7 protein-coding genes are annotated in these 12,310 nt (G+C 43.3%); 3 read left to right on the forward strand and 4 right to left on the reverse strand.

Annotation, left to right across the window (positions count from 1 at the left end; genetic code table 11):
* The first annotated feature begins 98 nt into the window (after positions 1-98).
* Positions 99-3,530 carry a hybrid sensor histidine kinase/response regulator gene (locus tag RGE70_RS07005; RefSeq protein ID WP_310470779.1) on the forward strand — a complete coding sequence of 1,144 codons (3,432 nt, stop codon included), beginning with the start codon at positions 99-101 and terminating at the stop codon, positions 3,528-3,530.
* A 69-nt stretch (positions 3,531-3,599) separates the two neighbouring features.
* On the opposite strand, the gene RGE70_RS07010 is transcribed toward RGE70_RS07005, so the two are convergent.
* The 4 genes from RGE70_RS07010 to ppsR all read right to left on the reverse strand — a co-directional run bounded on the left by RGE70_RS07010 (position 3,600) and on the right by ppsR (position 6,606).
* Positions 3,600-4,259: a response regulator transcription factor gene (locus RGE70_RS07010; protein WP_310470780.1), complete on the reverse strand. Its 660-nt coding sequence runs from the start codon at positions 4,257-4,259 to the stop codon at positions 3,600-3,602.
* A gap of 123 nt (positions 4,260-4,382) precedes the next feature.
* Entirely contained in the window at positions 4,383-4,511 is a 129-nt protein-coding gene (locus tag RGE70_RS07015; RefSeq protein WP_375087910.1) for a hypothetical protein, read from the reverse strand.
* Positions 4,512-4,550: 39 nt separating this feature from the next.
* Positions 4,551-5,615, reverse strand: a complete 1,065-nt coding sequence (locus RGE70_RS07020) for a 3-deoxy-7-phosphoheptulonate synthase (RefSeq protein ID WP_310470781.1) — start codon at positions 5,613-5,615, stop codon at positions 4,551-4,553.
* 178 nt (positions 5,616-5,793) lie between these two features.
* Positions 5,794-6,606, reverse strand: a complete 813-nt coding sequence (gene ppsR, locus RGE70_RS07025; RefSeq protein WP_310470782.1) for a posphoenolpyruvate synthetase regulatory kinase/phosphorylase PpsR — start codon at positions 6,604-6,606, stop codon at positions 5,794-5,796.
* 127 nt (positions 6,607-6,733) lie between these two features.
* On the opposite strand from ppsR, the gene ppsA reads away from it, so the two are divergent.
* Entirely contained in the window at positions 6,734-9,115 is a 2,382-nt protein-coding gene (gene ppsA, locus RGE70_RS07030; protein ID WP_310472942.1) for a phosphoenolpyruvate synthase, read from the forward strand.
* A gap of 126 nt (positions 9,116-9,241) precedes the next feature.
* The gene (gene ydiJ / locus RGE70_RS07035; RefSeq protein WP_310470783.1) at positions 9,242-12,283 is read left to right on the forward strand and encodes a D-2-hydroxyglutarate dehydrogenase YdiJ; all 3,042 of its coding nucleotides are present in this window, start codon (positions 9,242-9,244) and stop codon (positions 12,281-12,283) included.
* Positions 12,284-12,310: the final 27 nt, after the last annotated feature.

The raw sequence follows: 12,310 nt of genomic DNA on the forward strand, positions 1-12,310 counted from the left end.
AGTAGAAAAATAACTATATTTTTTAGGTGGTTGTACAAAATTCTAGGCTGGATTTCATAGGGCTTTTACCGCAAAATAGCCCATAAAGAGAGGATCCTATGAATTCGACAGTGCTTATTGGCACCCTTGCCATATTTTATGTGTGCTTATTATTCCTATTAGCGTGGGGGGCTGAGCGCTGGTTTAATCGTATTACTAAACGTATTCAGGCGTGGATCTACGGCTTGAGCCTTGCTGTATATTGCTCGTCATGGAGTTTTCTAGGTACGGTAGGCCAATCAGCGGATGATTTATGGTCTTTTTTGCCGATATTTCTTGGTCCCATTCTGATTTTTTCCTTTGGCTTTGGTCTGCTCAAAAAAATGGTGGTGGTATCTAAAGCGCAAAACATTACCTCGGTGGCGGATTTCATTGCGGCGCGCTATGGAAAATCTCAGGTGCTTGCCGCCATCGTCACCTTAATAGCCCTTTTTGGGATCATGCCATATATTGCGCTTCAGCTTAAAGCGATGGTGTTTAGTTTAAATCTATTTCAAGCCGAGAGCGCTTTATTTGATGGCGCTAAAATTGCGCTGCTGATCACGGCCATTCTTGCTGTTTTTGCCATTCTATTTGGCACTCGAAAACTTGATGCAACCGAACATAACCCTGGAATGATGTTGGCCATTGCCTTTGAGTCGTTAGTAAAATTAGGGGCCTTTTTATTAGTTGGTTTGGTCATTAGCTTTGGAGTTTTTGATGGCTTTGGCGATATTTGGCAGCAAGCTTCAGCACAAGAACTGATTAATAATCCTAATTTGCGCATTGAATCCTTGATGCCTGAGCTGTTGGTCGGAATGGCTGCTTTTTTGTGTATGCCAAGGCAGTTCCACGTGATGATGGTGGAATGCGAAAATGAAAAAACCATGGTTAAAGCCCGTTGGATGCTGCCACTGTATTTGGTGCTGTTTGGCTTGTTTGTTGCGCCATTAGCTTTAGCTGGAAAGTTACTGTTAGGCGATGGCATTGCAGCAGACACATATGTAATTAACTTACCTTTAGCGCTTGATAAACCTTGGCTTGCCGCTGTTGCGCTACTAGGAACATTATCTGCTGCAACAGGTATGGTGATTGTGGCGGTGGTTACAATTAGTGTCATGGTGAGTAATGAATGGTTGGTACCATTGTTACTGCGCACAGGCCAAATTAAGGCGCAAAACTTTAGTCAATTCTCGCAATTGCTACTCAATGCCCGCCGGATTGCTATCGTGGTGATTTTAGGGTTGGGTTATTTTAGTTATTTGTCTTTGATGGATAGCGATTCTTTATCGTCACTGGGGATGTTATCTTTTGGTGCCTTTGCGCAGTTAGCTCCGGCATTGATTGGCGGTATGTATTGGAAAAATGGTAACCGTAGTGGGGTCTTTTTAGGGCTGACTGTCGGGTTTGGTTGTTGGTGTTATATTTTGCTGCAAGGGGTGGCTGATACCCACGGGTTTATTACCCCAGATTTTGTTCTACTTGAGTCGATAGAACCTAATGTGCGCGACATTTTGATTGCTCTAATCGCTAACTGTGTGTGTTATGTGCTTGGATCTGTTTGGTTTAGAGCCGGTGTAGTTGAGCGTATACAAGCTAGCGCCTTTGTAACCCCTGGGCAATTAAAGAAACCAACGAATCGAAAAAGTGTTCCGGTGTCACAACAAGACTTATTAATCTTAGCCAGCCGTTTCGTTAGTCCAGCTCGGGCTTATGAAAGCTTTTCTGGGTATACCGACGCAAGGGTAAACAGTGATAGCTGGCATAAAGCTGCCGCGCCGAACCTCATTGCTCATACCGAGCATATGCTTGCCGGCGTTCTAGGGGCTTCAAGCGCATCATTGGTGATGGACTCGGTACTCGAAGGCCGTGATCTAGCCCTTGATGAGGTTTTCAGCCTGGTTGATGAAACATCCTCTCAAGTGATGTTGAGCCAAGATATGCTTCGAGGGGCCATCGAGCATGCTTATGAGGGCATGAGTGTTGTCGATAAAGATTTAAACCTAGTGGCATGGAACTATAAATACGCTGAACTGTATGAGTATCCTGATGACTTTTTGCAAGCGGGTATGCCAATCAGTGAGGTGGTGAGGTTTAATGCTAAGCGTGGTTATTGTGGTAAGGGGGATATCGACCACCAAGTTGAGAAGCGTGTGATGCACATGCGTAATGGCACTGCACATGTTTCTGAACGTCATCGAGACGACGGCAAGGTGATTAAAATTCAAGGTAACCCCATGCCTGGTGGTGGCTTTGTGATGACCTTTACTGATATTACCCAATATCGATTACAAGCTAAAGCGTTACAAGAGTCTAATGATACGCTAGAAGCTCGCGTTAATGAGCGAACTCAAGAATTGTCGATGCTCAATAGCAAGCTGCTTGAGGCTAAAGCACAAGAAGAGATGGCTAACGCCTCTAAGAGTCAGTTCTTAGCCGCAGTAGGGCATGATTTAATGCAACCCTTAAATGCTGCAAGACTGTTTACAACATCATTGCAGCAGTACCCTAACTTAGACCACGAGGCGAAGAAAACATTAAGCCATGTTAACAGCTCACTCAAAATTGCAGGAGAGTTGCTAACCGACTTGCTGGATATCTCTAAACTGGACTCGGGAATGATTGATGTCAATCGCCGTGATTTTGCCATTGCTGATCTGCTCGATGGTTTAGCCGTTGAATTCCAAGCGATGGCTAAAGACTGTTCAATTAAATTTAGTGCGATGCCTTGTGCTGCGACAGTCAATTCTGATCCGAGTCTATTAAGACGGGTGCTACAAAACTTTTTAACCAATGCCTATCGTTATGCCAAAGGTTGCCGAGTGGTACTCGGCTGTCGTCATCGTGGTAATGAACTTGAAATCCAAGTTCTTGATACGGGCTGTGGTATTGCAGAAAATGAAACGGAATCGATATTTACCGAGTTTAAGCGACTCGATAATCCAGAAAGTAAAAGTGTGAGTGGTTTAGGGTTAGGCTTGGCTATTGCTGACAGAATTAGCCGAGTACTAGATCATCGCATTGAGGTGAGCTCTGTTTTAGGTCAAGGCTCGGTGTTTTCAATTTTGGTGCCGCTAGGAAAGAAAGTGCAAGCACCAACAACAAAGAAAGCACCGTCACTGCTGCAACCATTAGCTGGGGTAAAAGTGCTGTGTATTGATAACGAAAAAGCAATTCTTGCAGGGCTTGAAAGTTTATTAACTCGCTGGCAGTGTGATGTTATTTGTGCCTGTGACTTTGCTGATGCAAGGATTAAACTCGGTCTGAAAGGGGTTGCACCTGATATTGTGCTTGCTGATTATCACCTCGATAACAACCAAAACGGAGTCGATGCGATGAATGGGATCAGAGAGTTGTATGGTGAGCATGTGCCGGGAATTTTAATTACCGCTAATACTCGTAAAGAGTTGATTGATGATGTAAATCGTCAAGGTTATCACTATATGGCTAAAATGGTTAAACCAGCGGCATTAAGAGCGTTGATCTCCAGTTTAGTAAAAAAAGGCCATTAATACTTGCTTGCTGACATGGCATAAAAAAACCGCAAATGATTGCGGTTTTTTTGGGTTTAATTTCAAGCTTTAAATCTCGACCTTTTCCATTTCAAGTTGCTGTAATGCAATTACGGCTTGTGTTCTATTGCGAACTCCAAGCTTTCTAAAAATCGCCGTCGCATGAGCTTTAATGGTTGCCTCTGACACGTTAAGGTCGTAAGCAATTTGCTTGTTAAGTAAGCCTTCAGCAAACATCTGTAGCACTTTATATTGCTGCGGGGTTAGCTCTGACAACCTACTGGCGACCTGATCTGTACCGTCATCACTTACCTGTGGTAAGTCAATTCCGGCGGGTAGCCAAATATCTCCCATCAACACGGCTTCAAGTGCTTGTGCAAGAGTTTCCATTGAGGACGACTTAGGGATAAACCCTGAGCTACCGTAATGGATAGCACGGCTCATGGTTGTGCTGTCTTCATGGGCTGAGATCACGACAACCGGTAACTCTTGAAAATGAGTTCTAAGGTGTATTAGTGTTGAATACCCGTGTGAACCTGGCATTTGCAGATCGAGTAATACAACATCATATTCAATGTCTTGGTTGTCAATTAGCTTTTGTAGCGCATCAGCGCTATCAGCTTCAAACCATTGGGTATTGGCAAATGATGAAGACAATGCCTGTCTTAATGCATTTCTAAATAGCGGATGGTCATCAGCGATAATAATGTTTAAATTTTCAGGCTTCATGGCTTTATAGGGTTTTTTTGTGGCACGTGAAGGTGCTTCAATGTAACAGAAAAGTGTCGCTGGATCCTATGGCTTTATTTGAGAAAAGTTATAATTGAGTAAAAATCAGTGTAGAACTAGACATTAGTCTAATGATTGGGTGTCGATAGGCACTAATGCGATTGATTGCTCGTTGAAGTGCAGGTTAAGCTTGATGTGACTTGCTGATATAACGTTCTGTTTACAGCGGTATAGGCATAAAAAAGCAGCCATTAATTGACTGCTTTTAAATTAGAATATCTATTGAGTGTATTATTTATTTAGTCGCGTTATTCTTGCTTGAGACGCCGCCGCTAAGTCTTTTAACAATACTTCAGTGTCAGCCCAGTCAATGCAAGCATCGGTAATACTTTTACCGTAGGTGAGTGCTTCTCCAGCAACCACTTTTTGATTGCCTTCTTCAATATAGCTTTCAGCCATGATGCCGGCAATGGCGGTAGAACCTTCACGCATTTGTTCCATTATGGAGTCAGCAACACTTAATTGCTGTTTGTGCTTTTTCTGACTATTACCATGACTAAAGTCAACAACCATACGCTGGTTAACCCCAACACTATTGAGTTGTGTGGCCGCTTTTTCAATATCTTCACGGTGGTAGTTAGGCTGTTTACCACCACGTAAAATGATATGTCCAAATGGGTTACCGTGAGTACGGTATACCGCCATGGCGCCATCTTTATCTGGTGAGTAGAAAATATGGGGTGCTTGCGCAGCACGTACTGCATCAACGGCAATATCGATATTACCATCGGTACCGTTTTTAAATCCAACAGGGCAAGAAAGCGCTGACGCCATTTCGCGGTGGATCTGGCTTTCTGTTGTGCGGGCGCCAATGGCCCCCCAGGTAATTAAGTCTGCAATGTATTGACCATTTACCATATCAAGAAACTCAGTTGCTATAGGAAGCTTAAGCTCAGAAATTTGTTGCAACAGGTGGCGTGCTTTACGTAAGCCTTTGTTTGGACTAAAACTGCCATCTAGATCTGGGTCAGAAATTAAACCTTTCCAGCCTACTGTTGTGCGTGGTTTTTCAAAATAAACACGCATTAAGATGCACAAATCGTCTTTATATTGTTGGTGCAGTTTTGCTAAGCGCTCTGCATATTCAAGTGCAGCTTCAGTATCATGAATTGAACAAGGGCCAACTATTACAAGTAAGCGTTGGTCTTCGCCACTGATAATCGCTTCCACTTCACGGCGCTGTGTAACGAGGTAGTCTGCGGCATCTTGAGTTAAAGGATATTCAGAAGCGAGTTGTGCAGGTGAAATCACCTTACATAATAAAGAAGTGCGGAGTTCGTCTGTTTTAATGGTCATTCACAATACCGAGCGTTCGTATGGGCTTTTTGCCTGATTACCTCGGATTATAACGAATACTGGCGTTATGCACAGGGGCAAATGCTGTAATTTTGTTGGTATTTTGCATGTTATAAGCAAGTATTTGAATAAAGTGAGGGGCTTTTGTCATAAAAAGCCCTTCATTTAGGTTGGATGCTTAAAAATTATTTCGGTCTAAATGTGTCGCTTCAATAATTTTCGTGGCAATTTCTTCAACAGATTGGTTGGTGGTATTAACAAACGGGATCCGCTCTCGTTTGTATAGCATTTCAACTTCTTTAACTTCGGTTCGGCATTGTCTCAGTGAAGAGTAACGACTATTGGACAAGCGGCTTTGACGAATTTCATGTAATCGAACTGGATCAATGGTTAAACCAAATAATTTACTTTTATTACGCTTTAATGCATCTGGTAACTTAAGGTTATCCATATCATCTTCAGTAAAAGGATAGTTGGCTGCCTTAATCCCAAATTGCATTGATAAGTAAAGGCTTGAAGGAGTTTTACCACAACGAGACACACCGAGTAAGATAATGTCGGCTTTATCCATGTGTTTCATGGTTTGGCCATCATCGTTTTCCATGGTGTAGTTAATGGCTTCTATTCGCGCATCATAACCTTCATTAGTTTTACCATGAGTCCGATGCAAAACTGGTGTTGGTGCCACGCCTAACTGTTTTTCTAATGGTGCGACAAAAGTATTCAAAAAATCATAATCTAAACCTTCGCTACTATAGATAACGTCTCTAATATCGGGATTAACAATAGAATGAAAAATAAGAGGCCGTTCACCTGTGGTAATAAAACAATCATCGATTTGTGCTTTTACTGCTTCAGCTTTCTTTATTGTTTCTACAAATGGAATGGTAAGTCCATCAAATTCAAGAGGAAACTGTGATAATACTGCATGGCCAAAGACCTCGGCAGTGATGGCGGTGCCATCGGAGATATAAAATACTTTACGGATCATTCTGACCTCTTGTAGTAATAAAATTACACATGAAATTATACATTTACGCTTGTCGCCATGGAGTGTAAGATGCGAAGGCTCTCGTGTGAAGAGCCCTACTAAAAATATACTTGCGGAGATAGAAACTGTGCAGCAATACGTACTCTGGTATCAAGAATTAGGCATGGGTGACGTCAACAAGGTCGGCGGTAAAAACGCTTCTCTTGGTGAGATGATCAGCAACCTTTCAAATGCAGGTGTCCAAGTCCCTGGTGGGTTTGCAACAACTTCTTTTGCGTTTAATGAATTCCTTGAACAAAGTGGACTTAACCAGAAAATATACGAAGTTTTAGAGTCGCTAGATGTAGACGATGTGAATGCACTCGCTACAGCCGGTGCACAGATTAGACAGTGGGTTATTGAAACACCGTTTCACCCAGAATTTGAACAAGTAGTTCGTGACTCTTACGACAAGCTTGCCGCTGAAACGAGTGATGCATCTTTTGCAGTACGTTCATCCGCAACTGCAGAAGACATGCCGGATGCTTCTTTTGCTGGCCAACAAGAAACCTTCCTAAACGTTAAAGGCTATGAAGCCGTTCTTGAAGCAACTAAGCATGTATTTGCTTCTTTGTTTAATGACCGTGCAATTTCTTACCGTGTGCATCAAGGTTATGACCATAAAGGTGTTGCATTGTCGGCTGGTATTCAACGCATGGTGCGTTCTGACACCGCCGCTTCAGGTGTGATGTTCACTATGGACACTGAGTCTGGCAACAATGATGTAGTATTTATTACTTCTTCATTTGGTCTAGGTGAAATGGTTGTTCAAGGTGCGGTTAACCCTGACGAATTTTATGTGCATAAGCCAAGTTTAGTTGCAGGCCATAAAGCGGTTGTTCGCCGTAACATTGGTAGCAAGCTGATCCAAATGGTTTATTCAGATGACGAATCTCACGGTAAGCAAGTTAAAATTGAAGATGTTGCTGCGGATCAACGTCGTATGTTTTCAATTAACGACGAAGAAGTACAAGAGCTTGCAAAGCAAGCGATGACAATCGAGAAGCACTACGGTCGTCCAATGGACATCGAGTGGGCAAAAGACGGTAACGACGGTAAGTTGTATATTGTTCAAGCTCGCCCTGAAACTGTTCGTTCTCGTGAAGATGTACAACTTATCGAACGCTACCACCTTAAATCTAAAGGTGATGTACTTTGTGAAGGTCGTTCAATCGGTCACAAAATTGGTAAAGGCGTGGCTAAAGTGCTTAAGTCAATTGACGATATGGACCAAATCCAGCCAGGCGATGTACTCGTTACAGACATGACTGACCCTGATTGGGAGCCTATCATGAAGCGTGCAAGCGCAATTGTAACTAACCGTGGTGGCCGTACTTGTCACGCAGCGATTATTGCCCGTGAGCTAGGTGTTCCTGCCGTGGTTGGTTGTGGTGATGTCACTGAACGTATTATTAATGGCCAAGAAGTTACAGTGTCTTGTGCCGAAGGTGATACAGGTTTCATTTACAGCGGCTTACAAGATTTTGAAGTGATTTCATCACGGGTAGACTCAATGCCTGAACTGCCAATGAAAATCACCATGAACGTGGGTAATCCTGACCGAGCATTTGATTTTGCTCGTCTGCCTAACGAAGGTGTTGGTCTTGCGCGTCTTGAGTTCATCATTAACCGTATGATTGGTATTCACCCTAAAGCGTTGATTGAATTCAACGACCAAACGGCTGAACTACAACAAGAGATCCACGAAATGATTGCCGGTTACGAGTCTCCAGTAGAGTACTACGTGGCACGCCTTGTTGAAGGTATCGCAACCATTGGTTCAGCTTTCCACCCTAAAAAAGTGATTGTGCGTATGTCTGACTTTAAGTCAAACGAATACGCTAACTTAGTTGGTGGTGAGCGTTACGAGCCAGAAGAAGAAAACCCAATGTTGGGCTTCCGTGGTGCTAGCCGTTATATCTCAGAATCGTTCCGTGACTGTTTTGCACTTGAGTGTGAAGCCATTAAACGTGTTCGTAATGACATGGGTCTGACTAACGTTGAAATCATGATCCCATTCGTTCGTACCCTTAGCGAAGCTGCGCAAGTCATTGAGCTGCTTAAAGAGCAAGGTCTAGAGCGCGGTAAAAATGGTTTACGCGTTATTATGATGTGTGAGTTGCCTTCAAACGCATTGCTTGCAGATCAGTTCCTTGAGTATTTTGATGGCTTCTCAATTGGCTCAAACGATTTAACTCAGCTTACACTCGGTCTTGACCGTGACTCTGGTATTATCAGCCACCTGTTTGACGAACGTAATGATGCCGTTAAAGTGTTACTTGCTATGGCAATTAAAGCGGCTAAAGCAAAAGGTGCTTACGTGGGAATTTGTGGCCAAGGCCCATCTGACCACAATGATTTTGCTGCTTGGTTGGTTGAGCAGGGGATCGATACAGTATCGCTAAACCCAGACACTGTAATTGATACTTGGTTATACCTTGCTGAAGCTCATGGCAAAACAAATAACTAAGATTGCAATAGGTTAATCGTATCGACTTAACTAATTGTTAAAAACTTGAAAAAAGCCGCTATTTAGCGGCTTTTTTGTGTTTATAATGCCAGATAAACTTATGAATAATAATTGAAAGAAGCAGCCATGTTACCGAAGTTATCTCATCAGCAAACACTCGAACCTGTGTACCTGTCTTTTCTAGTCGCGTTGGAAGACGGTCTTTTTTCAGGCGATGTTGATACCCGCTATAGCGCACGTTTAGCGCAAGCCACCGATAATTCGGTGTATCAATTTTTGCCCCAAGCCGTTATTTACCCTAAAACAGCGCAAGATGTACAAATAGCGTTGAAATTGGCCGATAGTGCAGAGTTCAGCAAAGTTGTGTTTAGCGCGAGAGGCGGCGGTACCGGGACCAACGGGCAAGCATTAACGCATGGCATTGTGATTGATATGTCGCGATATATGAATCAAGTGCTAGAGGTTAATGCAGAGCAAGGCTGGGTAAGAGTGCAAGCGGGCGTGATTAAAGATGCCCTTAATGATGTGCTACGGCCGCATGGCTATTTCTTTAGCCCTGATCTATCAACCTCAAACCGCGCCACATTAGGCGGCATGGTTAATACTGACGCTTCGGGTGCTGGCTCGTTGGTGTACGGTAAAACGTCAGATCATGTACTTGGGCTTACCAGTATTTTATTTGATGGTAGTGAGTTAAGCACTCGACCGATGAGCCAAGCAGAGCTAAATGACATTGAGTCGGTCACGGATAATGTTTTAGGTCAGCAGTTACTCACCAATATTGCCCAAATGTGTAAAGATAACCGAGACCAAATTGAGCAACGCTTTCCCAAGCTAAACCGCTTTTTGACGGGTTACGATCTTAAAAATGTGTGGGACGATAAGCTAGAAAATTTTGACTTGTCTCGCATTTTAGCCGGTTCTGAAGGCACGCTAGCTGTGGTGACTGAGGCTAAGCTTAATATTACCCGTTTACCCACGTGTCGCATGATGGTGAATATCAAGTATGACTCTTTTGAGTCTGCATTACGACACGCGCCGGATTTGGTAAAAGCCAATGCGACAGTGGTTGAAACCGTCGATTCCAAAGTACTCAACTTGGCGAAGCAAGACATCATTTGGCATTCTGTATCACCTTATATAACCGATGTGCCTGGTAAAGAAATTGACGGCTTAAACATCGTTGAGTTTGCCGGTGAGCAAGCGGAAGTTGAGGCGAAAGTGGCCTTACTTGAAACGATGCTAACATCGCAAATAGCCAACAACCAAACAGGGTTGCTAGGTTTCCAAGCCACTTCCGACCGTGGCAGTATCAACACCATTTATGGTATGCGTAAAAAAGCCGTTGGGCTATTAGGCGCGACTAAAGGTTCGCGTAAACCGCTTCCATTTGCCGAAGACACTGCTGTGCCACCAGAAAAACTGGCTGATTTTATTATTGAATTTAGAGCACTACTCGATAGCCATCAATTGCATTATGGCATGTTTGGGCATGTTGATGCCGGTGTGCTGCATGTCCGTCCTGCACTCGATATGTGTGATGTTGAAGATGAAAAGTTACTGCGAGTTATCTCTGATCAAGTGGCTGATTTAACCCTTAAATATGGCGGGTTAATGTGGGGCGAGCATGGCAAAGGGGTACGCGGTGAATATGGTCCGGCTGTGTTTGGCGAATATTTATATAGCTTACTTGAAGATGTTAAAGGCTTGTTTGATCCAAACAATAAACTAAACCCCGGTAAATTGGTGGCACCTAAGGCCAGCGGCCCAATGCTATACAATGTTGATAGTGTTAAAAGGGGCAGTTTTGACCGACAAATACCGGTGCAAACACGGCAGGCTTTTCCTGATGTGATGAATTGCAATGGTAATGGCTTATGTTTTAACTATAGTGCGTACTCGCCAATGTGTCCGTCGTTCAAAGTAACGGGGGATAGAGTGCAATCACCTAAAGGGCGTGCGGGATTAATGCGTGAGTGGTTACGCCTGCTTGAAGGAGAAGGTATTGATGTTAATGAACTTGCTCGGGCAAAACCATTAGGCTGGTTACAACGAACCCAAAATACGTTAAAAATAGATAAAGAGTATGACTATTCGCATGAAGTTATGGAGTCGCTCAAAGGTTGTTTAGCCTGTAAAGCCTGCTCTAGCCAATGTCCTGTAAAAGTGGATGTGCCTAAGTTTAGAGCGCAGTTCTTTGATATTTATTATCAACGTTACCTCCGTCCAGCAAAAGATTACCTCGTTGCAGGGATTGAAGAGTCACTACCTTTAATGGCCGCTGCGCCAAAGTTAGTCAATGCAGTCTCACAAAACAAGTTGAGCCAGTGGGTGATTAAAAAATCGATAGGTTATGTCGATGCGCCTGCATTGTCGGTGCCCACGTTAAAGCAACGCTTAGAAGGTCATGCTAGCAGAGGCTACGATTTAGCAGCATTACAACAAATACCGCAATCAGAGCGTCAAGATTATGTGCTGGTGGTACAAGATCCTTTCAATAGCTTTTATGAAGCCGGCACGGTGTTGCACTTTATTCAGTTGATAGGCAAATTAGGCCTAAAGCCGGTATTACTGCCGTTTAAACCCAATGGTAAGCCAACTCATATTAAAGGATTTTTAGATAAGTTTGCTCGAACCGCCAAAAATTCAGCTGACTTTTTAAATGAAGTCGCCAAACTAAATATGCCAATGGTGGGCGTTGATCCTGCATTGGTACTTTGTTACCGCGATGAATATAAAGAAGTGCTCGGCGCTGCAAGAGGCGATTTTCATGTGCAGTTAGCCAATGAGTGGCTACTTAAGGTGATTGAAAATAAAGTCGCAGTAACTAAGCCTGCAGAGGTGTCACAATTTACTTGGTTTAGTCATTGTACCGAGTCAACTGCCAAGCCAAATACCGCAAATGAATGGCAAGCTATTTTTGCGCACTTTGGCGCCAAGTTAAACACCGTTAATTTAGGTTGCTGTGGCATGGCTGGAACCTATGGGCATGAGGCCGAAAACTATGAACGTTCTAAAGCTCTCTATACTATGTCATGGGAGGAGACTTTAAATAAGTTACCGCCATCTCAAGTGTTAATTTCTGGCTACTCTTGTCGTAGTCAGGTAAAGCGTTTTAGTGGCTTTAAACCCAAGCACCCCATAGAAGCGTTATTAACTTTGCTTTAGCAACAACTTAAAAAACTAGCCAATGGC

It is taken from the genome of Shewanella youngdeokensis (assembly GCF_033180165.1).
GTDB lineage: Bacteria > Pseudomonadota > Gammaproteobacteria > Enterobacterales > Shewanellaceae > Shewanella > Shewanella youngdeokensis.